Source organism: Polynucleobacter nymphae, from assembly GCF_018882155.1.
Lineage (GTDB): Bacteria > Pseudomonadota > Gammaproteobacteria > Burkholderiales > Burkholderiaceae > Polynucleobacter > Polynucleobacter nymphae.
The window spans coordinates 1,102,547-1,126,877 of sequence record NZ_JACVPA010000001.1; the positions used below are offsets into that span (position 1 = coordinate 1,102,547).

26 protein-coding genes are annotated in these 24,331 nt (G+C 44.7%); 19 read left to right on the forward strand and 7 right to left on the reverse strand.

Going from position 1 to position 24,331, the window contains the following annotated elements; translation table 11 throughout:
* Positions 1–5: 5 nt before the first annotated feature.
* Positions 6–1,043: a biotin synthase BioB gene (bioB, locus tag ICN29_RS05635; RefSeq protein WP_216130533.1), complete on the reverse strand. Its 1,038-nt coding sequence runs from the start codon at positions 1,041–1,043 to the stop codon at positions 6–8.
* Between the two features lie 89 nt (positions 1,044–1,132).
* Here bioB and bioA point away from each other — a divergent pair, with 89 nt between their 5' ends.
* From bioA to ICN29_RS05655, 4 genes are read left to right on the forward strand one after another with little or no spacing between them, the layout of a single operon-like run.
* Positions 1,133–2,479: an adenosylmethionine--8-amino-7-oxononanoate transaminase gene (gene bioA / locus ICN29_RS05640; RefSeq protein WP_216130535.1), complete on the forward strand. Its 1,347-nt coding sequence runs from the start codon at positions 1,133–1,135 to the stop codon at positions 2,477–2,479.
* A complete protein-coding gene (gene bioF / locus ICN29_RS05645; RefSeq protein ID WP_216130537.1) occupies positions 2,476–3,714 on the forward strand; it encodes an 8-amino-7-oxononanoate synthase in 1,239 nt (412 codons plus the stop codon). Before bioA ends, bioF begins: the two co-directional genes overlap by 4 nt.
* A complete protein-coding gene (bioD, locus tag ICN29_RS05650; RefSeq protein WP_216130539.1) occupies positions 3,707–4,426 on the forward strand; it encodes a dethiobiotin synthase in 720 nt (239 codons plus the stop codon). The genes bioF and bioD overlap by 8 nt, the downstream gene beginning before the upstream one ends.
* A 57-nt stretch (positions 4,427–4,483) precedes the next feature.
* Complete coding sequence (locus ICN29_RS05655; protein WP_216130541.1) at positions 4,484–5,680, forward strand: M20 aminoacylase family protein; 1,197 nt, start codon at positions 4,484–4,486, stop codon at positions 5,678–5,680.
* A 22-nt stretch (positions 5,681–5,702) separates the two neighbouring features.
* Here ICN29_RS05655 and ICN29_RS05660 read toward each other — a convergent pair whose 3' ends face one another.
* The 3 genes from ICN29_RS05660 to apaG form a co-directional block, all read right to left on the reverse strand.
* Positions 5,703–6,479: an enoyl-CoA hydratase gene (locus tag ICN29_RS05660; protein WP_216130543.1), complete on the reverse strand. Its 777-nt coding sequence runs from the start codon at positions 6,477–6,479 to the stop codon at positions 5,703–5,705.
* Positions 6,480–6,506: 27 nt separating this feature from the next.
* Positions 6,507–7,640 carry a murein transglycosylase A gene (mltA, locus tag ICN29_RS05665; RefSeq protein ID WP_216130545.1) on the reverse strand — a complete coding sequence of 378 codons (1,134 nt, stop codon included), beginning with the start codon at positions 7,638–7,640 and terminating at the stop codon, positions 6,507–6,509.
* Positions 7,641–7,771: 131 nt separating this feature from the next.
* Positions 7,772–8,146, reverse strand: coding sequence for a Co2+/Mg2+ efflux facilitator ApaG/CorD (gene apaG / locus ICN29_RS05670; protein WP_216130547.1), 375 nt, complete (start codon positions 8,144–8,146; stop codon positions 7,772–7,774).
* Positions 8,147–8,195: 49 nt separating this feature from the next.
* Here apaG and rpe point away from each other — a divergent pair, with 49 nt between their 5' ends.
* Genes rpe through trpC form a run of 5 tightly spaced genes read left to right on the forward strand, consistent with a single transcriptional unit; the run spans position 8,196 to position 12,816 of the window.
* Positions 8,196–8,921 carry a ribulose-phosphate 3-epimerase gene (gene rpe / locus ICN29_RS05675; RefSeq protein ID WP_216130550.1) on the forward strand — a complete coding sequence of 242 codons (726 nt, stop codon included), beginning with the start codon at positions 8,196–8,198 and terminating at the stop codon, positions 8,919–8,921.
* Positions 8,921–10,426, forward strand: coding sequence for an anthranilate synthase component I (gene trpE, locus ICN29_RS05680; protein WP_216130552.1), 1,506 nt, complete (start codon positions 8,921–8,923; stop codon positions 10,424–10,426). Before rpe ends, trpE begins: the two co-directional genes overlap by 1 nt.
* Positions 10,410–10,976, forward strand: a complete 567-nt coding sequence (locus tag ICN29_RS05685) for an anthranilate synthase component II (protein WP_216130554.1) — start codon at positions 10,410–10,412, stop codon at positions 10,974–10,976. The genes trpE and ICN29_RS05685 overlap by 17 nt, the downstream gene beginning before the upstream one ends.
* A 4-nt stretch (positions 10,977–10,980) precedes the next feature.
* Positions 10,981–12,006, forward strand: coding sequence for an anthranilate phosphoribosyltransferase (gene trpD / locus ICN29_RS05690; RefSeq protein ID WP_216130556.1), 1,026 nt, complete (start codon positions 10,981–10,983; stop codon positions 12,004–12,006).
* A gap of 6 nt (positions 12,007–12,012) precedes the next feature.
* Positions 12,013–12,816, forward strand: a complete 804-nt coding sequence (gene trpC / locus ICN29_RS05695) for an indole-3-glycerol phosphate synthase TrpC (RefSeq protein ID WP_216130558.1) — start codon at positions 12,013–12,015, stop codon at positions 12,814–12,816.
* Here the strand turns inward: trpC and ICN29_RS05700 are convergent.
* Entirely contained in the window at positions 12,797–13,366 is a 570-nt protein-coding gene (locus ICN29_RS05700) for a hypothetical protein (RefSeq protein WP_216130560.1), read from the reverse strand. The two genes, trpC and ICN29_RS05700, sit on opposite strands and share 20 nt — an antisense overlap.
* A 119-nt stretch (positions 13,367–13,485) precedes the next feature.
* Here ICN29_RS05700 and ICN29_RS05705 point away from each other — a divergent pair, with 119 nt between their 5' ends.
* A complete protein-coding gene (locus tag ICN29_RS05705; protein ID WP_216130562.1) occupies positions 13,486–13,836 on the forward strand; it encodes a hypothetical protein in 351 nt (116 codons plus the stop codon).
* A 71-nt stretch (positions 13,837–13,907) separates the two neighbouring features.
* On the opposite strand, the gene ychF is transcribed toward ICN29_RS05705, so the two are convergent.
* Positions 13,908–15,002, reverse strand: coding sequence for a redox-regulated ATPase YchF (gene ychF / locus ICN29_RS05710; protein ID WP_216130564.1), 1,095 nt, complete (start codon positions 15,000–15,002; stop codon positions 13,908–13,910).
* A gap of 40 nt (positions 15,003–15,042) precedes the next feature.
* Between ychF and ICN29_RS05715 the strand changes: the two genes are divergently transcribed.
* The 4 genes from ICN29_RS05715 to ICN29_RS05730 are packed head-to-tail and all read left to right on the forward strand — an operon-like array spanning position 15,043 to position 19,591.
* On the forward strand, positions 15,043–16,317 hold the full coding sequence (locus tag ICN29_RS05715) for an FAD-dependent monooxygenase (protein WP_216130566.1): 1,275 nt from the start codon (positions 15,043–15,045) through the stop codon (positions 16,315–16,317).
* A complete protein-coding gene (locus tag ICN29_RS05720) occupies positions 16,310–17,026 on the forward strand; it encodes a DsbC family protein (RefSeq protein ID WP_216130568.1) in 717 nt (238 codons plus the stop codon). The genes ICN29_RS05715 and ICN29_RS05720 overlap by 8 nt, the downstream gene beginning before the upstream one ends.
* 5 nt (positions 17,027–17,031) lie before the next feature.
* Positions 17,032–18,813, forward strand: coding sequence for a M61 family metallopeptidase (locus tag ICN29_RS05725; protein WP_216130570.1), 1,782 nt, complete (start codon positions 17,032–17,034; stop codon positions 18,811–18,813).
* A gap of 22 nt (positions 18,814–18,835) precedes the next feature.
* On the forward strand, positions 18,836–19,591 hold the full coding sequence (locus ICN29_RS05730; RefSeq protein WP_216130572.1) for a uracil-DNA glycosylase: 756 nt from the start codon (positions 18,836–18,838) through the stop codon (positions 19,589–19,591).
* On the opposite strand, the gene ICN29_RS05735 is transcribed toward ICN29_RS05730, so the two are convergent.
* Complete coding sequence (locus tag ICN29_RS05735; protein WP_255538077.1) at positions 19,580–19,900, reverse strand: hypothetical protein; 321 nt, start codon at positions 19,898–19,900, stop codon at positions 19,580–19,582. The genes ICN29_RS05730 and ICN29_RS05735 overlap by 12 nt on opposite strands.
* Here ICN29_RS05735 and hemA point away from each other — a divergent pair.
* The 5 genes from hemA to grxD are packed head-to-tail and all read left to right on the forward strand — an operon-like array spanning position 19,878 to position 24,331.
* Positions 19,878–21,194, forward strand: coding sequence for a glutamyl-tRNA reductase (gene hemA / locus ICN29_RS05740; protein WP_216130574.1), 1,317 nt, complete (start codon positions 19,878–19,880; stop codon positions 21,192–21,194). The two genes, ICN29_RS05735 and hemA, sit on opposite strands and share 23 nt — an antisense overlap.
* Positions 21,195–22,274 carry a peptide chain release factor 1 gene (prfA, locus tag ICN29_RS05745; protein ID WP_216130576.1) on the forward strand — a complete coding sequence of 360 codons (1,080 nt, stop codon included), beginning with the start codon at positions 21,195–21,197 and terminating at the stop codon, positions 22,272–22,274. It abuts the gene before it with no gap.
* A 7-nt stretch (positions 22,275–22,281) separates the two neighbouring features.
* Positions 22,282–23,124, forward strand: coding sequence for a peptide chain release factor N(5)-glutamine methyltransferase (gene prmC, locus ICN29_RS05750; protein ID WP_216130578.1), 843 nt, complete (start codon positions 22,282–22,284; stop codon positions 23,122–23,124).
* 11 nt (positions 23,125–23,135) lie between these two features.
* Positions 23,136–24,005 carry a DUF5672 family protein gene (locus tag ICN29_RS05755; protein WP_216130580.1) on the forward strand — a complete coding sequence of 290 codons (870 nt, stop codon included), beginning with the start codon at positions 23,136–23,138 and terminating at the stop codon, positions 24,003–24,005.
* Between the two features lie 17 nt (positions 24,006–24,022).
* Positions 24,023–24,331, forward strand: a complete 309-nt coding sequence (gene grxD, locus ICN29_RS05760; protein ID WP_216130582.1) for a Grx4 family monothiol glutaredoxin — start codon at positions 24,023–24,025, stop codon at positions 24,329–24,331.

Genomic DNA, 24,331 nt, shown 5'->3' on the forward strand with positions numbered 1-24,331 from the left:
AAAAATTAAACCAAAACCTCAGCTTTGCAGCTTTGTTTTGTCTTTAATCCAAGCTCTGCTAAGAGCACACGGTCTTCTTCTGCCTCTGGATTACCGGTAGTGAGTAATTGCTCACCATAGAATATCGAATTGGCGCCAGCCATGAAGCACATTGCCTGAACAGCCCTTCCTAATTGTTGACGGCCAGCTGATAAGCGCACGCGAGCCTTGGGCATTGTGATGCGAGCAACGGCAATTGTTCTAACAAACTCCAGAGGGTCTAAAGGCTTTTGATCGGCCAAGGGTGTTCCAGCAACAGGCACTAAGTGGTTGATGGGAACAGACTCAGGATAAGGGCTCAAATTTGCTAAACGCGCCAAGAAAGCAGCTCGCTGTTCTCGAGACTCACCCATCCCTACAATGCCGCCACAACAAACAGACATACCAGCGGCACGGACGTTGGAGATCGTATCTAAGCGGTCCTGATAGCCCCGAGTAGAAATCACTGAACGGTAAAAATCTTCGCTGGTATCGAGGTTATGGTTATAAAAATCTAAGCCAGCCTCTTGTAGCGCTAAGGCTTGATCAGCCTCTAACATGCCCAAGGTAGCGCAGGTTTCTAGACCCAATGCTTTGACGCCCTTAATCATTGCCGTCACTTTTTCAATATCGCGATCTTTAGGTTCGCGCCAGGCTGCTCCCATACAGAACCGGTTTGATCCTGCCGCCTTAGCGGCTTTAGCAGCCTCTAAAACCTCCTCCAGCCCCATCAACTTTTCAGCTTTAACATCGGTGTCATAGCGTGCAGCCTGTGGGCAATAGCCGCAATCCTCCGGGCAGCCGCCGGTCTTGATAGACAACAAGGTAGCCAACTCCACATCGCCCTCAGGAAAATGCGTTTTATGAGTCTCTTGAGCCTTAAGCATTAATTGATCAAAAGGCAGGGAAAACAATTCTTCAATTTGGGCCAAGGTCCACTGACCAGAGGCATCTAACTCTTTACGTAAATTAGCCTTAGATTTAACTAGGGTAAGAGGTTTTTCAGCAGTTTGGGCATCCAACATGGGCAAATTCCAGAAAATAGATCAATTCAAGGCATAAACATAACAGATACAAGCCGGAAATTGGAAAAACTAGTGGTCAAATATCAAACATGAAGGTTATTTCTGATTTAAATCAACCCACTCTCGTTGATCGCAGCCTGGCTGCCGTTTGGCACCCTTGTACTCAGATGAAACATCACGAGTCTTTTCCCTTGATTGCCATCACCAAAGGTAAGGGCCCTTGGCTCTATGACGAAAAGGGAAATGCCCTACTCGATTGCATCAGCTCTTGGTGGACTAACTTATTTGGCCACTCTAATCCACAAATTAATCAAGCCATCATTGATCAGCTAGAAAAAATTGAGCACGTCATGCTAGCCGGATTTACACATCAACCAGTAGTTGAGCTCTCTGAAAAACTTGCCGCACTGACAAGCGGAAATTTAGGCCACGTCTTTTACGCATCAGACGGCGCGTCGGCAGTAGAGATTGCCTTAAAAATGAGCCATCATTTTTGGCAACTCAATGGTAAGCCTCAAAAGAAAAAATTTGTCTGCTTAGAAAATGGCTATCACGGAGAAACGCTAGGTGCATTAGCAGTGACCGATGTTGCTATCTTTCGAAAGGCCTATGGATCACTCTTGCAAGATGTCTATACAGTCCCATCACCCGATGCTCGAAAGGTAAAAGTGGGTGAGAGCGCAGAAGATGTTGCAAAACATGCAGCAGCTGAACTTGAAAAATTATTTGAAAAAGAACATCAATACATTGCTGCCATCATCGTCGAACCGCTAGTGCAATGCGCAGGACAAATGGCAATGTATTCCCCAGAATATCTTCGGCTAGTAAGGGACTTATGCAATCGCTATGAGGTACACCTCATAGCTGATGAGATCGCTGTAGGCTGTGGGCGGAGTGGTCAGTTTTTCGCCTGCGAGCATGCGGGTATCTGGCCTGATTTTTTAACTCTATCCAAAGGTATTAGCGGTGGCTACCTTCCGCTCTCGCTTTGCATGACTACCAATACGATTTATCGTGCTTTTTATAGCGATAAAACGCAACAGGGCTTCTTACATTCTCACTCATATACCGGAAACCCACTAGCCTGCTCAGCAGCACTAGCATGTTTAAAGATTTTTGAGACTGGGGATGTTTTAAAAAATAATATTGCTCGATCACAGGATTTAGCGAATGCATTTGGATGGGCAAAAATAGATTCTCGAGTAGAGCACTGGCGCCAACAAGGAATGATTCTGGCTTTTGATCTTAAAAATGAGTATCTTAAAAATCCAAGCACCTTTCCACGCGAAATGTTCGCTAAAGGCCTGGAAGAAGGGGTTCTGATCAGACCAATCAGCAATACGATATATGTCATGCCTCCCTACATCCTGTCTACAGAAGAAATAATACAAATGGGTAAAGCCGTTGAGCGTTCGCTAGCGAAAGCTTTAGCATGACTAACTCATTTAACGCCTTAAAACTGGCGCAAGAACAAATTACAGAGTTAGATTTGCAACTACTTAAGCGGAGATTGCGTGTTACACAATCTCCCTGCGATACCACGGCATCAATAGATGGCAGGCAACTGAAAACCTTTTGCAGCAATGATTACCTTGGGCTTGCCAATCACCCAGATTTAATCAATGCCCTAGCACAAGGCGGCCAAAAATATGGTGTTGGTAGTGGTGCTTCGCATTTAATCAGCGGTCATAGTGCAGCACATGAGCTACTTGAAAAGCAGTTAGCTTCTTTTCAAAAGAAGCATATCCCCAAAGTACGCGCCTTATTTTTTAGTACTGGCTACCTCGCTAATCTCGCCGCCATTACTGGTCTAGCTAGACTTTCTCAGCGCGGAGATCTCAGTATTTACTCAGCGAAACTCAATCATGCTTCACTAATTGATGGAGTTCGATTAGCGGCTGCGCAAATGAGTGCCGCAGTCAACTTGTTTGATCACACTCAGCTTACTTCATTAACTGACCTACTCAAAAAAGATACAAAATCTCTTAAACTCATTGTCACTGATGGTGTCTTTAGTATGGATGGCGATCTAGCACCAGTTAAAGCATTACTTCAAATAGCAGAGCAATATGATGCCCTATTGATAGTTGATGATGCGCATGGTTTTGGGGTGCTAGGCAAGCAAGGGCATGGCATCTTAGAGCAAGAAAATATTGATTCAGATCGCATCATTTATATCGGTACCTTAGGGAAAGCTGCTGGTGTCAGCGGTGCTTTTGTTTGCGCGCAAGATTCTTTTATTGAATGGCTCATTCAAAAGGGTCGCCCCTATATTTACAGTACTGCAACCCCACCTGCTATCGCGCACACCTTACTCAAAAGCCTTGAGATCATTGCTGGTGAGGAGGGCGTAAAGCGTCGTGCACAACTTAATCAGCTCATCAAAATTTGGCAAGATGAAATGGCATTTTCAGAATGGAGCAAGGTCTCTTCTTGCACGCCAATTCAACCGGTAATCTTGGGTAGCAATGCCAATACGCTCATGGCGGCAAAGTTATTAGATGAAGCAGGTTATTGGATTCCAGCAATCCGTCCACCAACGGTAGCCCCTGGTACCGCACGCTTGCGGATTACTTTTTCCGCAAATCATAGTGCGGATGATTTGCGTCAACTTATCACTACCTTAAAAAGGATAGAGCAAGAAGTCCATCAAAAGGTAGCTCATGACTAAGATGACTGGTTTTTTTGTAACGGGTACAGATACTGAAGTTGGAAAAACCTTAGTTAGTGGTGCGCTGATCTTCAAGTTACGAAAACAAGGGAAACAAGCTATCGGCTTTAAACCTGTCGTTGCTGGAACATACCAAAGTAGCAGTGGTAGCATCCACAATGAAGATCTAGAAACTTTACGCATTGCCTCCCAGTTAGCGCCAGGCCAGTTAAGCTTGTCTCCTTATGTTTTAGACATGCCAGTAGCACCCCATCTGGCTGCGTTAAATAAAGGCATCGCTCTAGACTTAAAGACCATCATGCACGCAGTTGATGAAATTCAAAAGTACGGTGATTGTCTTGTTATTGAAGGGGCTGGCGGATTCTTAGTCCCACTAAATGATCATGAAGATCTGGGCGATCTTGCACATCAAATCGGTTTGCCAATCATTTTGGTGGTTGGCATGAAATTAGGTTGCATTAATCATGCTCTACTGACTCAAGAGGCAATTAAAGCCCGTGGATTAAAAATTGCAGGGTGGGTTGCTAATTCTCTAGCAAATGAAATGCCTCTACTAAAAGAAAATATTGCTACATTAGAAGCAAAAATCCATGCACCCTTTTTAGGACTAATCCCCTCCTTACCTAAAACACTTCAAAAATCTGATAACAGCCCCTATTTAATAGAAGCGCTCGATTTTGCTGCACAGCACATCCAAATAACGAGCGATTAAAGCCCCTAGAACAAGCCCTAAGATGAAACCGGTGGGACTTTCAGATAAGATGAAGGCATGCATTTACCCCCTGAAATCCTTGATTCTGCAAAAGCTATACAAGATATTCGTCGCAATATTCACGCTCATCCTGAATTGCGCTTCGAAGAAAATCGCACGTCTGACTTAGTTGCAGAAGCGCTTTCCAGTTGGGGCATTACGGTTTACCGAGGTATGGGTAAAACAGGTGTTGTTGGTCGTCTTGATGGCGATTTAGGTTCTGGAAAAATGATTGGCTTACGGGCTGATATGGACGCACTCCCATTACAAGAGCACAACAATTTTGAGCATGCTTCTCGCAATCCTGGAAAGATGCATGCCTGTGGTCACGATGGTCACACTGCAATGCTTTTAGGTGCCGCCCAATATCTATCAAATCATCGCGACTTCAAAGGAACTGTGATATTTATTTTCCAGCCTGGCGAAGAAGGCGGTGCTGGTGCCAAAGAAATGATTAAGGATGGGCTCTTTAAACAATTTCCTTGTGATGCTGTTTTTGGATTACATAACTGGCCAGGCTTAGTCGAAGGTCACTTTGGAGTTACTCCTGGCCCAATGATGGCTTCAAGTAATGCTTTTGAAATTACTATTACCGGTAAAGGTGGTCACGCTGCACTACCTCACAATAGCGCCGACCCAGTACTTACTGGAGCGCAAGTAGTATTAGCACTCCAAAGCATCATTACTCGTAATAAGCGCCCAGTCGATGCAGCAGTTCTCTCAGTAACACAGTTTCATGCGGGCGAAACAAGTAATGTTATTCCTGATAGCGCCTTTATCGGCGGCACCGTCAGAACATTCACTTTGGAAGTACTTGATTTAATGGAGCAACGACTTCGTGAAATTGCACACAATGTCGCAAGTGCATTTGATTGCAAAGCAGAAATTTCTTTTAAGAGAAGCTATCCACCATTGATTAATCACGATGCTGAAGTTCAGTTTGCCAGCGAGGTAATGAGCGAATTAGTCGGCAAACAAAATGTCAATACGAATATTGATCCCACTATGGGCGCAGAAGATTTTGCCTTTATGTTGCTAGAGAAGCCAGGATGCTATGTATTTTTAGGCAATGGGGATGGAGATCACCGTTCTGTAGGTCATGGTATGGGCCCATGCCATCTCCATAATCCATCTTATGATTTTAACGATAAATTAATTCCCGTAGGCGTGAGCTACTGGGTAAAACTAGCGCAACGCTACCTAGAGAAAAACTAGACCTCCTGCGAGATCTAGTGATTTAAGAATTAGTAAATTTAGCTGGGCGCTTTTCTATAAACGCAGCCATGCCTTCTTTTTGATCATTCGTTCCAAAGCAAGTGTGGAACAAACGACGTTCAAAATGGATTCCCTCTGAAAGAGTGGTTTCATAAGCAGAGTTAACCGCCTCTTTGACCATCATTGCTGTTAGTAGCGGCATATCAGCAATCTCTTTTGCAATCGCTTTCACTTCTTTCAATAAATCTGCTTTTGGAAAGACTCGGGATACTAAACCCGAACGCTCAGCCTCTGCAGCATCCATCATTCTTCCAGTTAAAGCTAAATCCATTGCTTTCGCTTTAGAGACGGCACGTGGCAAACGTTGCGTACCGCCAGCGCCTGGGATGATTCCCAACTTAATTTCTGGTTGCGCAAACTTCGCATTATCTGCAGCCATGATGGTGTCACACATCATTGCCAGCTCACATCCGCCTCCGAGTGCATAGCCTGATACTGCAGCAATCACAGGTTTACGAACTTTTTGCATATGCTCCCAATTTCGGGAAATAAAATTATGGCGATAGACATCTTGCAAATTACGCTTCGCCATTGATGCAATATCGGCGCCAGCAGCAAATGCCTTCTCGCTACCTGTGACAATGATGCAACCAATATTGTCATCTGCATCAAATGTAAGCAATGCCTCACCTAACTCATCCATCAGTTGATCATTTAGCGCATTGAGAACCTCGGGACGATTTAAGGTAATGGTGGCAACCTTGCCATCCACTTCAGTCAAAATTGTTTTATAGCTCATCAATTTCTTTCTATCTATATCCATCTATTAACGTGGTAACAATAACCACATCTTGCCATTTTGTTTCATGCGCCCTGCAATTTCGCCTGCAGCATCACCCGAACCCCAATAATAATCAGCCCTGACACCACCCACAATCGCTTTCCCAGTATCTTGCGCCATTACGAGTTTTTGTATTGTTTGACCACTTAAAGTCCTAGTGGTAGATAAAAATACAGGAGCTCCTAATGGTAGTGCTTGCAAATCAACTGCAATACTACGCTCGCTAGTCAAGGGCACACCTAGAGCTCCATCAGGGCCTAAATCAGCATCAACGTTGCTTGGCAACTCCTTGAAAAATACAAACCTTGGATTAGCATTGAGCATGGCATTGACACGATCTGGATTACGCTTTGCCCACTGAGAAATTCCTTGCATGGTTGCTTCGCTGCGCGCGATGTCCTTGTGCTCTAACAACCACTGCGCAATAGATTTAAAGGGTTGATCATTGGTGCCTGCAAAACCAAGACGAAGAATACGGCCATCTTCGAGGCGAATTTTTCCAGAGCCTTGTATTTGCATAAATGCGGCGGCTACTGGATCTTGTACCCATGCAATTTCAGAGCCTTGCAATATGCCTGAGTTCATTAATTCTGCTCGAGTAGGAGCAGGGCTAGGCTTTGTTCTACGCCATACCTTAGGGTACGCATAGAGTGCGACGTTATAAGTACTCGTACGATTTAACGAACCGCTCATTACAGGTTCGTAGTAACCAGTGATAAGGCCAGTATCGATTCCAGAGCTATTTCGAATTTCATATGCCTGAAAATTACTTTCGAAATATCCTCGCACCGCTTTTTTATCTCGACTTGATATACCCGCTGCCTGAGTGCAAACCGGACGCCAATTGATTTCGCTGCTGCGCTTGCGTAAGGCATCACAGCTTTTGAGCCAAGCGGACCATGCCTGTGTTAAATCATCTTCCTCCCAACCTGGTAATGCTTGCCAAGATACGGCGATAAAATTAGCGATTGGTGAGTTGTATGGTGAGGTGCTTGCATTCGAAGAAAAACTTGGGCGATTTCCAGATCCACGAGTTGGGGGAGTTGAGCAGCCAACAATTAAGCTTGGAAGCAAAATAGCGAATACACTTACTTGAAATAATTTAAATTTAGAAATCATGATTGCCAATTTACTCGATGAATATCCAATGCTGCTCTTTGTAATGGAAGGCGCTATCGCTTTAGGACTGTTACTGTTTATTGTCTTATGGACGAGCAAAGGGAAAAAATAGTTTTTCCAAATACTTCGCACTAATGTAAGGTTCGGGGCATTACTAGGGCAAATTCAGGAATTGGCGCCTGAAAAAACTGTGCCTCCTCAGTAACGCAAAAGTACTCACCTCGCATGGTTCCTGCTGGCGTAGGCAAAGTGGCCCAGCTGGTGTACTCAAATTGCTCTCCGGCACGCAATAGAGGTTGTTGCCCAACAACACCCAAACCACGTACCTCCTGAACATCATTATCCCCATCAGTAATGAACCAATGGCGGGCAATGAGCTGAAGACTGGTGGTACCAGTATTGCGAATGGTGACCGTATAAGCAAAGGCAAATTGACGGTTATCAGGGTCAGATTGCTCTGGAAGGTACTGGGCTTTGACCGTAATGCTAATTTCATGAGGATTCATGCTCGAATTCTGCTCCATCCTAAGGCCAACTGCAAGCTAGAATCTAGGGATGGAAAGCCAAAAATCACCTCCAAATCGTCAATTTGTCATTGCCCCCTCCATTCTGTCGGCTGACTTTGCCTGCCTAGGCAAGGAAGTCCAAGATGTTCTGGCAGCGGGTGCTGATTGGATTCACTTTGATGTAATGGACAACCATTTCGTTCCAAACCTCACAATTGGCCCGCTAGTTTGTGAGGCTATTCGTCCACATGCCATGAAAAATGGCAAACCTGCAATGATCGACGTTCACCTCATGATTGAACCTGTGGATCGCATCGTGCCTGATTTTGCAAAAGCTGGTGCAAACTTAATTAGCTTTCACCCTGAGGCAAGCCCTCACGTGAATCGCACTCTTAATTTAATTCGTGATCAAGGCTGTCAAGCGGGTCTGGTATTAAACCCTGCAACACCACTTGATCACTTAGATCACACACTGGAATTAATCGGCTTAGTTCTGCTTATGTCTGTTAATCCAGGATTTGGTGGGCAATCTTTTATTCCAAGCACCCTCAATAAGATTGAACAAGTTCGTATTCGCCTCGATCGTTACGAAGCTCAAACAGGTCGCCACATTCGTCTTGAAGTAGACGGTGGAATCAAGGTGGATAACATTGCTCAGGTTGCGCAAGCGGGTGCAGATACCTTCGTTGCTGGCTCAGCCGTTTTTGGAAAAGAAAATTACGCCCAAGTAATTGAGGCAATGCGTGCTGAATTAGGAAAGATTGGAAAGTCCTAATGCAGCTCGAAGAATTTCACGCCCTAGCCAAACAGGGTTTCAATCGCATTCCTCTTGTTAAGGAGGTTCTTACTGATTTAGAAACGCCTCTATCGCTCTACGTCAAACTCAGTCAAGCCTTTGGTGAGAAAAATACCTACTTGCTCGAGTCCGTGTTAGGTGGTGAGCGTTTTGGCCGCTTCTCCTTTATTGGTCTGCCTGCCAAAACGATTATCAGAACAGTTGGCACCCCATCAGCGCCAGTCAATGAAGTACTCACTGATGGAAAAGTAGTAGAGAGTAATACTGATAACCCGCTGGATTTTGTAGATGCTTATTTCAAACGCTTCAAGGTTGCCCTCCAACCAGGTCTGCCACGTTTTTGCGGCGGCCTTGCCGGTTACTTTGGTTATGACACTGTTCGGTATATTGAATCACGCTTAGCGAAATATGATTTACCAGATGAACTCGGTCTGCCTGATATCCAACTCATGCTTACTGAAGAGTTAGCAGTAATTGATAATGTTGCTGGCAAAATTTACTTCATTGTCTATGCAGATCCAGGCATCTCCAATGGATTTGAAAAGGCCCAAGACCGCTTAAAACAATTGCTTACTTGCCTGGGTAAACCAGCCAATATGCCAGCATCATTACCCAGCACAAAGACAGATTTAATTCGTAAATTTAAGACTGCGGATTTTGAAGATGCAGTACGTAAAACTAAAGAATATATTTTGGCTGGCGACTGTATGCAGGTTGTCATTGGTCAACGAATTAGCAAGCCTTTTACAGACTCACCATTAGCGCTATATCGAGCACTTCGCTCTCTGAACCCATCGCCTTATATGTATTTTTATGATTTTGGCGATATGCAAATTGTGGGTTCATCCCCAGAGATTCTTGTTCGGCAGGAAAAACGCGCTGCTGAAAAGATTGTGACCATTCGACCGCTTGCTGGCACCCGTCCCCGCGGTGCTAGCCCAGAGGAAGACGAGCGTCTAGCTAAAGAGTTGCTTGCAGACCCTAAAGAGATTGCTGAGCACGTCATGCTGATTGACCTCGCTCGTAATGATGTTGGCAGAATTGCAAAGACAGGGTCTGTAAAAGTCACTGATTCCATGTCAATCGAAAAGTATTCTCATGTACAGCACATTGTTAGCTCGGTTGAAGGTGATCTCTTAGATAATATGAGCAATATGGACGTCTTACGAGCAACCTTCCCAGCGGGCACACTCTCTGGCGCACCTAAAATTCGTGCCATGGAAATTATTGACGAGATGGAAATTGTGAAGCGCGGTATTTATGGTGGTGCAGTAGGATATCTCTCCTTCTCGGGCGATATGGATGTGGCTATCGCCATTCGCACTGGTGTCATTCGTGATGGCATGCTGCATTCTCAGGCAGGTGCCGGTGTTGTAGCTGACTCTGACCCAACTGCCGAGTGGAAAGAAACTGAAGCTAAGGCACGCGCAGTATTAACAGCCGCAGAATTAGTACAAGGAGGACTCGATGCTCCTCATGATTGATAACTACGATTCTTTTACTTATAACCTCGTGCAATATTTTGCCGAGCTAGGTGAAGAGGTAAAAGTATTTCGGAATGATGAAATCGCAGTAGAAGATATTGCAAAACTGAATCCTGCACGAATTTGTATTTCTCCTGGACCATGCAGCCCAGCGGAAGCTGGTATTTCAGTAGAGACTATCAAACGCTATGCAGGACAAATTCCGATTTTAGGAGTATGCCTAGGCCATCAAGCTATCGGCGAGGCTTTTGGGGGTAAGGTGATTCGCGCCCAAAAGGTGATGCATGGTAAGACCGACTCTATTCACCACACAGGTGTGGGTGTATTCAAAAACTTGCCAGATCTATTTAAGGTCACGCGGTATCATTCGCTCGCCATCGAAAAGAGCTCCCTGCCTGCAGTACTAGAAGTGACGGCTACATCTTCTGATGGCGAAATCATGGGCGTGCGCCATCGCGAACTCGCAGTTGAAGGAGTTCAATTTCATCCCGAATCTATTCTTTCTGAGCATGGTCACGCCCTGCTGAAGAATTTTTTAATCAATAAATAGCGCTATGCCAATTACTCCACAAGCAGCACTGCAACGTTGCATCGAACATCATGAACTTTCTCATGATGAAATGACTGCGATGATGAGACTCATCATGAGCGGTGAAATGTCTCCTGAGCTAGTGGCTGGACTATTAGTAGCTCTACGTACTAAAAAAGAAACTGTTGGAGAAATTGCTGCTGCTGCACGAGTGATGCGTGAATTTGCAACTACTGTTCATGTAGATGACCGCACTCATTTAGTTGACGTTGTAGGTACAGGTGGCGATGGCGCGCATACTTTTAATATCTCCACTGCAGCCATGTTCGTTGCTGCAGCAGCTGGAGCCAAAATTGCTAAGCATGGTAATCGCAGCGTCAGCAGCAAGTCTGGTAGCGCTGATGTACTCGAGGCCTTAGGCGTAAACCTAGGACTCTCTGCAGAACAAGTTGCCAAATGTATTTCTACAGTAGGTGCCGGCTTTATGTTTGCGCCTAACCACCACCCTGCTATGAAAAACGTCGTACCAATTCGCAAACAATTGGGTGTGCGGACTATTTTTAATATCTTAGGGCCGCTTACCAATCCTGCTGATGCCAAAAGAATCTTGATGGGTGTATTTCACCCAGATCTTGTCGGAATTCAGACTCGGGTATTGCAAGCTTTAGGCATGGAGCATGCGCTGGTAGTTTATGGTCTAGATGGTCTTGATGAAATCTCTCTTGAGGGCCCCACCCTTGTGGGCGAGCTTAAGGACGGTGTTGTTCTTGAATATGAAATCCATCCAAAAGATTTTGGACTGAATACTGCGCGCACGAATAGCTTCAAAGTAGCTAATGCAGAAGAGTCTAAAAAAATAGTACTAGATGTAATCGATAACAAACCAGGTGCGGCAAGTGACATTGTGTGCCTGAATGCTGGCGCAACTCTCTATGTGGCTGGTGTAGCTCAAGATATAGCTGCTGGTGTACAAATGGCTAAAGCTGCAATTACATCTGGCGCAGCACGCCAAAAGTTAGACGCCTTTGTTGCAGCCACCCAAGCTAAATAATTACTTATGAGCGATATCCTCGACAAAATTATTGCAAGTAAGAAAATTGAGCTTGCCAATAAACTGAAGCAGCTGTCTCTTGGAAATCAACGCGAGATTGCCCAATCCAACAATCAGGATGCCCTACTTAAACCGCGCGGGTTCATTCGCGCAATTGAAAATAAAATTGCCACTGGAAAAGCTGCTGTTATTACTGAAATTAAAAAGGCTAGTCCGAGCAAGGGAGTTCTGCGAGAAAATTTTCAGCCTGCACAAATTGCTCAGTCTTATGAAAAGCATGGTGCTGCTTGTTTATCAGTGCTCACTGATAAGGATTACTTTCAGGGCTGCAACGCCTATCTTCAAGAAGCTAGAACTGCTTGCAGTATTCCCGTGCTGCGCAAAGATTTCACTATAGACCCATATCAAGTCTATGAAGCTCGTGCGATTGGTGCTGATGCAATTCTCTTGATCGTAGCTTGCCTAGATCTCAATCAAATGAAAGAGCTTGAGGCTTGTGCCCATGAGTTAGGCCTAGACGTTCTAGTCGAAGTTCATAACGCGCCCGAGCTAGAGCAAGCCATGGAGCTTAAAACATCCTTACTTGGCATCAACAATCGCAATCTCAAAACCTTTGAGGTCACATTACAAACGACGCTCTCACTCTTGCCTCTGATTTCCAAAGGAAAAATTTTGGTTACAGAATCTGGAATTTTGGGTAACGCTGATGTGAAACTGATGCGTGACAATCAAGTAAATGCATTTTTAGTTGGTGAAGCGTTTATGCGTGCTACCGACCCAGGGACTGCTCTTAGCGCTCTATTCTCTTAGTCTTATTCAATATATCAAGCCCATACTTCACCAGGGCGATCAGCAGTATCGAACCCAATACATCCCCGATGAACATCACTAGAAAGTGATTAAAGGTCCCCGTATTTTCGAGACCTTCAGCAGCATACCAAAGCTGGTGCAAGCTAGCGCTCAAGAAAGCATAAATAAAAATACAGGAGATTAATTTCTGCAAACTCAAATTGCCAAGGTCAGTCTGCAGATTGGTATTGCTAATCACAAAGACCCTAGCAATATAAGGGGCAAATCCCGAAACTAAACCAATACCTAGGCAAAGAGTTAAGTCATGAGAAAACTCACCAAGGTAGCTAATCAAAAATGATGCCAAAACAATCCCAATGGCACCTGGAAGTCCAAAAATTAAGGTTAAAAACAAACGGAGGCCTGCTGGCAAATAAATCCAATTAACGCCTAGACTAAATACAAGCTCACTTGTCAGCCAGTTATTTATGTAGAAAAGAGATGTGTACGATAGCGCACTAATTACAAGTGCAAAAGCAAGCTCAGAAAGCGTTCCCAATTGTTTACTCATTACATTTATTATGAATGCTTTCGATAACGAGTGACTGTTGAGAAAATTAAGCCAAGGGTATACACTGGTACTAGCTCAACAGCTAATACTAATTTACTAAACAACACACTTTTAACCTAATGGCCACCGCAAAGTCCCCCTCTTATATCCGCTTTTTGAACTTACTAGATACCTTAGATCGTATTAACCCTGGTAAGAAGTTGGACTACATTGAAGAAAGCTTGCTAGATAAGATTGTTACTTGTTCACATTTAAAAGAGTCAGTGTTGGTAGGTGATTTGATTTCACTCTCAGAACTGGGTTCTCAAGCAACATTACATGGTCGCGTGAAGAATCTGAGCGTGATGGGCTATATTAAGATGGCATCAAATACTGATGGCCGTAAGAAAGAGGTAATACCAACAAAATTGGCAATCAAGCGCTATGAAGAAATCTCTAAGTGCTTAGAGAAAGCAGTTAAATCTGCTTAAGTTCCTTACGCCTCAATAAAAAAGCCCTTATTAAAAGGGCTTTTTTATTAATCAAACAATGTATCGATTAACTAGACATTGAATAAGAAGTTCAATACATCGCCATCCTTAACCACATATTCCTTACCTTCGGCCCGCATCTTACCAGCCTCTTTAGCGCCAGCCTCGCCCTTAAATTGAATGAAGTCATCGTAAGCAATCGTTTGAGCACGAATAAAGCCCCGCTCAAAGTCTGTGTGAATAACGCCTGCTGCTTGCGGCGCAGTATCGCCTAGATGAATGGTCCATGCACGCACTTCCTTAACACCAGCAGTGAAGTAAGTTTGTAAACCAAGTAAGGAGTACCCAGCACGAATAACACGATCTAAGCCAGGCTCTTCCATGCCTAAATCAGCAAGAAATTCTGTTTTGTCAGCATCATCAAGATCTGCAATCTCAGCCTCAATCGCTGCACACACAGCAACTACCGGAGCATTTTCTTTTGCAGCATGCTGCTTTACCGCCTCTAGATGAGGATTATTGGTAAAACCATCCTCTTTTACGTTGGCAACATACATAGCTGGTTTAGCAGTGATTAAACACAATGGCTTAATCAACAGCAATTCATCTTCGCTTAAATTCAGACTACGTACTGGTAGAGCAGAATCTAAATGGGCCAGTACTTTAGTCAAAACAGCAACTAAGGCAGCTGCTTCTTTATCGTTACCTGACTTCGCAGCCTTAGTGGAGCGGTTGAGTGTTTTCTCAACAGTAGCCAAATCTGATAAAGCCAATTCAGTATCAATCACGCCAATATCGGCAATCGGGTCAATCTTGCCCGCAACGTGAATCACATTCGGATCTTCAAAACAACGGACCACATGGGTAATGGCATCAGTTTCCCGAATATTCGCTAAAAATTGATTGCCCAGGCCCTCGCCTTTGGAGGCGCCAGCGACCAAGCCAGCAATATCGACAAACTCGACAGCAGCTGGCAGGATGCGTTCAGGCTTCACAATCTCAGCCAGGGCAGCCAGACGGTGGTCAGGAACCTCAACCACGCCTACATTGGGCTCAATCGTGCAGAAAGGGTAGTTTTCCGCTGCGATCCCAGCTTTGGTAAGCGCGTTAAAGAGGGTAGATTTGCCGACGTTAGGCAGGCCGACGATGCCACATTTCAAAGACATGAGCTTATTGTAAAGGGGCGCGATTCGATATCATCGAGTTATGTTGGAAGTTCATCAAAGCCACCCATCCAAAACCCCTGCGCAATCCGCCAAAATCCGCTCTGCTGACGTTGTGGTTGTCGGCGGAGGCATTACTGGCAAGGCTTGCGCACTTGGTCTAGCACAGCTTGGGCTAAACACTATTGAGATTGCTCCGGATCTGAGCCAGATCACCCTAGCCCCGCAAGGATTGGAGTGGGGCCAACGAATCTATGCCTTTTCTCCAAGCACTCAAAAACTATTAGCCCATTTGCAAATTTGGGATGCGCTAGACCATAGTCGCATACAGTCGGTGCGCGATATGCGGATTTATGGTGATCGCGGTGAAAAAAATGATCAACTCCATCTTTCTGCGTTTGAAGCAGGTACGCCTCAATTAGCCTGGATTGGCGAATCCAATTTGATTGAGTCCACACTTGATCAGGCCTCTCGCTTTCAAAATAAGTTAGAGCGTATTAGTGATGTGATTGATAAGATTGAAGTTGATGCAGAGGGCAGTACGCTTCACTTAAAAAATGGTGGTGCCATTCGTGCGCAACTCGTGGTTGCTGCTGATGGAGCAAATTCACCTATCCGGTCTGAACTTGGTATTACAGCAAGCGAAGAGAATTACTCACAAAATGCAGTAGTTGCCAATTGGACTTGTACATACCCACATCTTGAAACAGCCTTTCAATGGTTTTTACCTGGGGGAGATATTGTTGCAATGCTGCCCTTACCTGGTAAACAAGTTTCAATGGTGTGGTCAACCTCGCCTGAGCATGCCGCAGATTTATTGAAACTAGATCAAGCTCAATGGCAAGAGCGATTTAACTCAATTGCGAATGGTGCTATTGGGAAACAATTAGGCGAACTCAGTCTCAACTCGAATCCAGTCGCATTTCCATTGAGAAAGATTCGGGCAACCCGTTTTATTGGCCCGGAATCGGCGCCTAAGGTTGTCCTCATTGGTGATGCAGCACATGTGATGCATCCACTGGCAGGGCAAGGTCTTAACTTAGGATTGCGGGATGTTGCGGTATTACTGAACATTCTTGGTAAACGTGAATCTTTTCGCTCACCAAGCGACGCAGTATTACTGCGTCGCTACGAGCGTCAACGCCAGGGCGATACAAGTGCACTTTTATGGGTTACTGACAAACTCAAGAAATTATTTTCTGCCAGCAGCAGCACAGAACGACAACTACGTAACTGGGGGCTTGGCATGGTTAACAAAAGCCATTTTATTAAACAGCGTCTAATTGAGCGCGCATTAGGGGACCTTGATTTTGAATAAATTACTATCCGTCGTAGTAGTTGCCTGTATTGCTCTACTTTTCTCCGGCATTGTCAATGCTCAGGCTGAGCAGCAGATCAAAACCGAGATACAAAAAAGGTTGGGGGCAAATGTAAAAGTGAAGAGCGTAACAGCAGCGCCAGTTCCTGGTTTATATGAAGTATTGGTTGGTAATGAATTTTTTTATACAGATGCCTCGGCAAAATACCTCATACAAGGTGAAATCATTGAACTGGCTAGCGGAAAAAATATTACTGAACAAAGGCAAGCTGACTTAAACCGCATTAAGTGGGCAGATTTAAACCAAGCCAATGCCATCAAAACCGTTCGTGGTAACGGCAGCCGTCAGCTGGCGGTATTTTCAGATCCCAATTGTGGCTACTGTAAGCGTTTAGAAAAGTCTATGCAGCAATTAGAGAATGTCACTATCTACACTTATCTCATTCCTATTTTATCTGCAGACTCTACCCAAAAATCAAAGCAAATCTGGTGCGCCGCAGATCCCTATAAGGCTTATGTTGATTGGATGATTAACGGTATTAGCCCTAGTGGGAAAAGTGATTGCAACACTCCTCTAGATAAGAATCTCGCTTTTGCTAAAACCTATGGCATCACCGGAACGCCAACGCTTTTCTTTACTGATGGCAGTCGCTTTCCTGGAGCAGTTCAGATTGCCGATATTGAAAAGAAATTTAGTTCGCTGAAGTAAATATTATGGATAAGGCAGATCTTCCAGTAATTCAATACACCGTATGGCCGGCAGACCTTCATGGTCATCGCTACCAGGTGAAATTACAGATTGCAAGGCCTGATCCAGAGGGGCAAGTATTACAAATGCCAGCTTGGATCCCAGGAAGTTATTTGATTCGCGACTTTAGTAAGCAGATTGAATCGATTGAGGCTTATTCTGCTGGTAGCAAGAAGATACTTCCTCTAGAGCGATTGAATAATGATCAATGGCGCTTACCGCAAGCAAGCGGACCAGTAGAAGTCCTTACCACGGTATACGCATATGATTCCTCTGTGCGTGCTGCCTACCTTGATACGGAGCGTGCGTTCTTCAACGCAAGCAGCTTATGTCTTGAGGTTAAAGGCCAAGAAAATATGGCTTGCTCGCTTGCGATTGCGCCACCAGAGGGAGGCTTTACTGATCACTGGTCAGTGCAAACTGGCTTAAGGGCTGCCAAAACAGATCCACGCGGATTTGGTTTTTATCTTGCACAAGATTATGATGATCTGCTTGATCATCCAGTAGCAATAGGTGAGTTTCAGATTGTTCATTGGACATCTAGTGGCGTTCCACACAGCATGGCCATCCAAGGATGTATTAATCCAGTCGATGTAAAACGCCTTGCTCAAGATTTGCAAGCAATTTGCACTTGTACGATTAATCTCTTCGAACCCAAAACTAAGCAATCACCTTTTAGGAGCTACCTCTTCTTGGTAAATGCAGTACTGAATGGCTATGGTGGACTTGAGCATCGCAATAGCACAGCACTACTCTGCCGCCGTGACCAGATTCCACAAGAGGGTGCTCCCTTAGATGAGTCTTCATATCGTGAGTTTCTAGGTTTGTGTAGTCATGAGTACTTTCATGCATGGCTAGTGAAACGTATTCAAGCAAAAACATTTCAACCCTATGACCTCAGCAAGCGCAATCACACTCGCTTACTTTGGCTGTTCGAGGGTTTTACTAGCTACTACGATGATCTTCAGCTTTTCCGTAGCAAGCGTATTGATCTCAAAACGTATCTCGATCTAGTTTGTACTAACTGGAATGGCATCCTGCGTGGGCCAGGAAGAAATAAGCAAAGCCTAGCTGATAGCTCATTCGATGCTTGGACGAAGTATTACCAAGCAGATGAAAACACCCCCAATGCAGTAGTGAGTTACTACGGTAAGGGCGCCCTACTAGCGCTAGGTTTAGATCTGCAAATTCGTGCATTCTCAAAAAATAAGATTTCACTAGATAACCTGATGCGCTTGATTTGGCAAAGGCATGGTCTCACGCTCGATGGAATTACTGAGGACGGGCTAGACGATTTAATCTATGAACTACTCGGATCTGGTTTTTCCAAAATCTGGTCTGATATGAAATCACGCTATATCTTTGGCACTGAAGATATCCCGATTCAAAAATGGATTTCCTCTAAATCGATTTCAGTTAAACAAAAAGCACAGTCCAAGTTAGAGAGAATAAAGCTTCAACTTGGTATGCGCCATACTGATGTCAATGGATGGCTCAAGGTCACTCATGTCCTAGATGGAGGCGCGGCTCAGTTGGCAGGACTCGCGCCCGGTGACTTGCTGGCAAGCATTAATGGTCAACGCGTCACTAGTGCTCGCCTAGATAAGATTCTCGCCAGCCTTACCGAAGGACGAAGTATTCACTTTTGCTTCTATCGCGATGATTTAGAGCATGAGCGGATAGCAAGCTTGCATGCTAGTCAATTGCCGACGCAGTTTGAGCTCATCGCCAATACTGCAAACCTGTAATACAGATATATTCTTTCGCTAGATGCCTACCTTCTCTAAGGACGATATTCCAAAAGATTGGCAAGAATTACTAGGCAACTATTTTGACTCTAGTGATTGGATCAATTTAGTGAGTAATTTACAATCAGCTCTTGATATTGATCCTGCAATGGTTCGACCGGAGTCAAGTCAGTTTTTCAGGGCGCTCAAGTTAACAGCCGTTGACTCAGTTAAGGTCGTGATACTTGGACAAGACCCCTATCACTCACCAGGCCTTGCGCAAGGCTTAGCATTCTCAATTCCGGAAAATATTCCCGCCAACTCGCGCGAATTTCCTAGCTCACTGCGTAACATTGGCAAAGCACTTGCTCTTGAGGGATTTGGTCATTTGCCTAACGGCGATCTTACTACCTGGGCTGAACAAGGAGTCCTACTTCTCAATACCGCACTCAGCGTCAGATTAGGTGAAGCAGGAAGTCATGCCAATCTAGGTTGGAAAAGTTTGATTGATCGACTTATTTCAGGTTTAGCTTCACAGAGACCCCATTTGGTTTGGATGCTTTGGGGTGCTCATGCTCAATCGAAGATAGCTTTAATTGAATCGAGTATCGATCAGCTCATTCTGCAATCCTCACATCCATCCGGCTTAGGAGTTTATAAAACCAATAAGCCTTTTTTGGAGCCTGGAGCTAAAGTCAGTTGCGGTCATTTCACCAAAGCGAATCAATGGCTAAAACAACTTAATAAAGAAGAGATTATTTGGGTGGGTGAAACACCCCAGACAAACCTATTTAGCTAAAGCTGTAAAAATACAGCCTGTCAGGCAAGAGGCAAAAATAGCGCTTAGCCACTCCAGCATCTGCCCCGACTGAAAGAGCGCAAAGTATTGGCCAAGATAAGAACTGCCAAGGGCAGCTACAAACCCGAGAAACGCTGCTAGCAGAAGCTTTTCCAGCTTTGGTCTATTGGCTTGGCCGGGGTAAAAAATCAAGGCAGAAGCCCCAGAAATACCCCCAATCACCAGAAAAGCTAAAAACCCCATTGATACCCCCATTAATGCTGTCATCAAATCTATAATTACCATTATGAAGTTGTTGACACTTGGCATCAATCATCACACAGCGCCGGTCGCCATTCGGGAAAAGGTCGCCTTTGCTCCTGAATTTCTTCAACAGGCCTTGCATGATCTACGCCAACATTTGCTTGGTGCGAATCAGGCTGGGCTGCCCGAGGCTACGATTTTATCAACCTGTAACCGCACCGAGGTCTACTGTGCAGCAAATGATGCCAGCGCTGCCGGTCTGCTACATGAAGCTACCTTCGATTGGCTTGCTAAAACCCAACAACTAGCACCCAGCAGTCTTGCCCCTCATATTTATTCCCTGCCGCAGTCAGATGCTGTGCGTCATGCCTTCAGAGTTGCCTGCGGATTAGATTCTATGGTGATTGGCGAGACTCAGATTTTGGGGCAGATGAAAGATGCGGTTCGCACCGCAAATGATGCCGGTGTTTTGGGAACCTACCTCAATCAACTTTTTCAGAAAACATTTTCCGTTGCTAAAGAAGTTCGTGGCTCTACTGAAATTGGCGCACACTCAATTTCGATGGCTGCAGCATCTGTTCGCCTTGCCGAACGTATCTTTGAAAAAATTTCAGACCAGCGTATTTTATTTATTGGCGCTGGTGACATGATCAGTTTATGCGCCACGCACTTTGTTGCTCGTCAACCTAAAAATGTTGTGATTGCCAACCGCACTATTGAACGCGGTCAAGAGTTGGCTGATGCTATTTCTGCGCAAAATGTACAAGCGGAGTCACTAAAACTCTCAGAGATTCCAGGGCGTCTTCATGAATTCGACATTATTGTCTCTAGTACCGCCTCATCTCTGCCCATTATTGGTTTAGGCATGGTAGAGAGCGCGCTCAAGCAACGTCGCCATAAGCCGATAGTGATGATTGATCTTGCAGTTCCCCGTGACTTCGAGCCAGAAATCTCACGGCTAGCCGATGTATACCTCTATACGGTAGATGACTTAGGCGTCATGATTCAGACTGGCGCTAATTTACGCCAAGCTGCCGTCAGTCAAGCTGAAGCTATCATAGAAGATCGCGTTGGTAACTTTATGCATTGGATGCATGGACGAAATTCTGTCCCCATCATTCAAGATATTCAATTGCAAGGTGAGCGCTTAAGACAGCTTGAATTAGAGCGAGCCATGAAACGCTTGATGCGTGGTGATGATCCACAGGAAGTTCTGAATGCAATGGCTCAAGGTCTAACGAATAAATTCTTACATGGCTCACTGCATGCATTGCAACACTCTAATGGTGCTGAGCGTGATGCCCTAATTAAGCTCTTACCCAAACTATTTGCCACACACACTAAGCCAGAAGACCATTAGATGAAGCCCAGCATGCGGGCTAAGCTAGAACATCTAGACACGCGCTTAGCCGAACTCAATTCCCTCTTAACCTCCGAAGAAGCAACCAAAGATATGGATGCTTACAGGAAACTCACGCGTGAGCATTCTGATATCGCGACCGTGGTTGAGCAATTCGGCTTATATAAACAAGCTGAAGCAGATGCTGCTGCGGCTGAAGAGATGCGCAAGGATCCAGATATGAAGGATTTTGCCGATGAGGAACAAAAGCAGGCTTTAGCGACCATGGAAGTGCTTGCGGCAACACTACAAACGCTCTTGTTACCAAAAGATGAGAACGACGAACGCAATGTCTTCCTAGAAATACGAGCAGGCACTGGCGGTGATGAAAGTGCACTCTTTGCTGGAGACTTATTGCGCATGTATACCCGCTTTGCAGAACGTCAAGGTTGGAAAGTAGAAGTGGTCAGTGCTGCTGAATCTGATTTGGGTGGATATAAAGAGGTTGTGCTTCGTTTGGTTGGTCAAGCCGTCTACTCTCGCCTGAAATTCGAGTCTGGTGGTCATCGTGTACAACGTGTTCCACAAACTGAAACTCAAGGCCGTATTCATACGTCGGCCTGCACTGTCGCGGTAATGCCAGAAGCAGATGAATTAGAGGCTGTCAAAATTAACCCAGCTGAATTACGAATTGATACCTTCCGCGCCTCTGGCGCTGGCGGTCAACATATCAATAAAACTGACTCTGCGGTCCGTATTACGCACTTACCAACTGGCACTGTGGTGGAATGTCAAGATGATCGTAGTCAACACCGTAATCGCGAGCAAGCAATGAAAGTTCTTGTTTCTCGAATTATGGATGCGCGTGAACGCGAGAAGCATCAACTTGAAGCACAAACCAGAAAATCTCTGATTGGCTCCGGCGATCGCAGCGATCGTATTCGTACCTACAACTTCCCGCAGGGAAGAATTACTGATCACCGCATCAATCTAACGCTCTATAAAATCGATGCCATGATGGATGGTGATATTAATGACCTCTGCAATGCTCTAGCCTCTGAACACCAAGCTGAACTCCTAGCCGCGCTTGGTGACAGCTAAATCACTTATGAGTCAAGAATCAAGTCTGCGCTCTTTATTGAGCGATTCACCACTTCCTCAAAGTGAAGCCCGCTTGTTGATGGCTTATATACTTGAAAAATACTATCAACTACCGCGCTCAGCACTGCTCTCTCGCGATGACATGGTACTTAGCCTAGAAGCAATCCTGCAATGGCAAGAGCTGCAATCTAAAAGGTTGGCTGGCAACCCTATCGCCTACCTCATTGGTAAACGGGGTTTCCATGACATCGAGTTATTTGTTGCACCAGGGGTGCTAATACCGCGTCCTGAAACTGAGCTCTTAGTTGAAATTGGCCTCCAAGAGATTGAACGCCTTCATGGGCCAGTAAAAGTATTGGATTTGGGAACTGGCTCTGGAGCTATCGCCCTAGCAATTGCAAATGCGAATCCTCACGCATTGGTGACGGCTACAGATCAATCGTCTGAAGCTTTGGTTATTGCCAGGACCAATGCACAACTTTTAAAGCTTGAAGCTCGAGTGCAACTGATGCAAGGTAGCTGGTATGGGGCCTTAAGTGATAATGCCCAATTTGACATCATTCTGAGCAACCCACCCTATATCTCTGCTCTAGACCCCCACTTAAAGCAAGGTGATTTACGTTTTGAGCCAGTCTCAGCCCTAACCGATCACGCCAGCGGACTTACCTGCCTAGAGGCCATTATTGCTGGCGCTAAAGATCATCTCAATCCCAATGGTTTAATAGTCCTTGAGCATGGCTTTGATCAATCTGACGTAATTTTTGAGCTGCTACTCAAAGGGAATTTTCGTAACATCAAAAAACATCAAGACTTATCAGGTCACAATAGGGCTGTATCGGCAAGGGCATAAGGAGGGGAATTATGAAATTAAATCTAAACCATATTACGATCTGCGCAGCTGATTGTCTCCAGCCAAATCTAGCAGCTTTGGCCCTTAAGAAGTCTATGCAGGAATGTCAATTTGGAGATGCCATTCTATTTTCAGATCAAGAAATTTCGGATTCTCAGATTCGACTTACTAAGATAGACAAATTAAACTCAAAAGATGCTTACTCCAAATTCATCCTGAAAGAACTTAATCAGCATATTCAAACCCCATTTGCTCTCATTATTCAATGGGATGGCTATGTAATTGCTCCAAGCGCATGGGAAAATTCATTCCTTAACTTTGATTACATAGGGGCTAAATGGCCATGGCGTCATGATGGAATAAGTGTTGGTAACGGGGGATTTTCTTTGCGATCAAAGAAATTGTTAGGCACTATGGCATCCACCAACTTTCCTTTTTTAGATGGTGTAAACGAAGATAATCAGATTTGCATCAATTACCGTGATCGGCTAATCGCAGAACATAGCATCAAGATTGCCTCCGAAGCAATTGCCGATGAATTCTCTTATGAGCGCTCCGACCCTAATCAACAAACTTTTGGATTCCACGGTTTATTCAACATGTGGAGATATACAACTGATGAAGAGATGGTCGAAATTGCCAATCAACTCTCTATTCATGTATTGTTATCAGTTGAGTGTTTTGAGCTTCTTGCACAATACTTCTTAATGCGAAAATTTATTCCCCTGGCATCTATTTATTTGCGACTAAAAAAGGCACTGCCCAACCAAGAAATCTCAGCCAAACTCATGCAAATGACCAATAATCAAGAGTTTGTAAATACAATGCTCTTAGTTTGCGAAAGTCTTGCATCCAATTTAAAATCAACTTCAACCTCTTAGACCAATCGAAAGAACTTATGGATACACAAGCTCAAATCAAAGAAATCGTTACCGGTCACCCTGTTGTATTGTTCATGAAGGGAACTGCGCAATTTCCTCAATGTGGATTTTCTGGTAACGCCATCAATATTTTGCGTGCCAGCGGTGTTGAAACACTCCACACCGTCAACGTCTTAGAAGATGCTGCGATTCGTCAAGGCATCAAAGAGTATGCTAATTGGCCAACCATCCCTCAGCTCTATATCAATGGTGAGTTCATTGGTGGCTCAGACATCATTAGCGAAATGTTCGAGTCTGGTGAGCTCCAAAAACTAGTCAAAGCTTAA

What these genes read in the sequence shown, in the direction of transcription:
- bioB (WP_216130533.1), bottom strand. Translation starts at nt 1,043, where the DNA reads ATGTTGGATGCCCAAACTGCTGAAAAACCTCTTACCCTAGTTAAATCT.
- bioA (WP_216130535.1), top strand. Translation starts at nt 1,133, where the DNA reads ATGAAGGTTATTTCTGATTTAAATCAACCCACTCTCGTTGATCGCAGC.
- bioF (WP_216130537.1), top strand. Translation starts at nt 2,476, where the DNA reads ATGACTAACTCATTTAACGCCTTAAAACTGGCGCAAGAACAAATTACA.
- bioD (WP_216130539.1), top strand. Translation starts at nt 3,707, where the DNA reads ATGACTAAGATGACTGGTTTTTTTGTAACGGGTACAGATACTGAAGTT.
- ICN29_RS05655 (WP_216130541.1), top strand. Translation starts at nt 4,484, where the DNA reads ATGCATTTACCCCCTGAAATCCTTGATTCTGCAAAAGCTATACAAGAT.
- ICN29_RS05660 (WP_216130543.1), bottom strand. Translation starts at nt 6,479, where the DNA reads ATGAGCTATAAAACAATTTTGACTGAAGTGGATGGCAAGGTTGCCACC.
- mltA (WP_216130545.1), bottom strand. Translation starts at nt 7,640, where the DNA reads ATGATTTCTAAATTTAAATTATTTCAAGTAAGTGTATTCGCTATTTTG.
- apaG (WP_216130547.1), bottom strand. Translation starts at nt 8,146, where the DNA reads ATGAATCCTCATGAAATTAGCATTACGGTCAAAGCCCAGTACCTTCCA.
- rpe (WP_216130550.1), top strand. Translation starts at nt 8,196, where the DNA reads ATGGAAAGCCAAAAATCACCTCCAAATCGTCAATTTGTCATTGCCCCC.
- trpE (WP_216130552.1), top strand. Translation starts at nt 8,921, where the DNA reads ATGCAGCTCGAAGAATTTCACGCCCTAGCCAAACAGGGTTTCAATCGC.
- ICN29_RS05685 (WP_216130554.1), top strand. Translation starts at nt 10,410, where the DNA reads ATGCTCCTCATGATTGATAACTACGATTCTTTTACTTATAACCTCGTG.
- trpD (WP_216130556.1), top strand. Translation starts at nt 10,981, where the DNA reads ATGCCAATTACTCCACAAGCAGCACTGCAACGTTGCATCGAACATCAT.
- trpC (WP_216130558.1), top strand. Translation starts at nt 12,013, where the DNA reads ATGAGCGATATCCTCGACAAAATTATTGCAAGTAAGAAAATTGAGCTT.
- ICN29_RS05700 (WP_216130560.1), bottom strand. Translation starts at nt 13,366, where the DNA reads ATGAGTAAACAATTGGGAACGCTTTCTGAGCTTGCTTTTGCACTTGTA.
- ICN29_RS05705 (WP_216130562.1), top strand. Translation starts at nt 13,486, where the DNA reads ATGGCCACCGCAAAGTCCCCCTCTTATATCCGCTTTTTGAACTTACTA.
- ychF (WP_216130564.1), bottom strand. Translation starts at nt 15,002, where the DNA reads ATGTCTTTGAAATGTGGCATCGTCGGCCTGCCTAACGTCGGCAAATCT.
- ICN29_RS05715 (WP_216130566.1), top strand. Translation starts at nt 15,043, where the DNA reads ATGTTGGAAGTTCATCAAAGCCACCCATCCAAAACCCCTGCGCAATCC.
- ICN29_RS05725 (WP_216130570.1), top strand. Translation starts at nt 17,032, where the DNA reads ATGGATAAGGCAGATCTTCCAGTAATTCAATACACCGTATGGCCGGCA.
- ICN29_RS05730 (WP_216130572.1), top strand. Translation starts at nt 18,836, where the DNA reads ATGCCTACCTTCTCTAAGGACGATATTCCAAAAGATTGGCAAGAATTA.
- hemA (WP_216130574.1), top strand. Translation starts at nt 19,878, where the DNA reads ATGAAGTTGTTGACACTTGGCATCAATCATCACACAGCGCCGGTCGCC.
- ICN29_RS05735 (WP_255538077.1), bottom strand. Translation starts at nt 19,900, where the DNA reads ATGCCAAGTGTCAACAACTTCATAATGGTAATTATAGATTTGATGACA.
- prfA (WP_216130576.1), top strand. Translation starts at nt 21,195, where the DNA reads ATGAAGCCCAGCATGCGGGCTAAGCTAGAACATCTAGACACGCGCTTA.
- prmC (WP_216130578.1), top strand. Translation starts at nt 22,282, where the DNA reads ATGAGTCAAGAATCAAGTCTGCGCTCTTTATTGAGCGATTCACCACTT.
- ICN29_RS05755 (WP_216130580.1), top strand. Translation starts at nt 23,136, where the DNA reads ATGAAATTAAATCTAAACCATATTACGATCTGCGCAGCTGATTGTCTC.
- grxD (WP_216130582.1), top strand. Translation starts at nt 24,023, where the DNA reads ATGGATACACAAGCTCAAATCAAAGAAATCGTTACCGGTCACCCTGTT.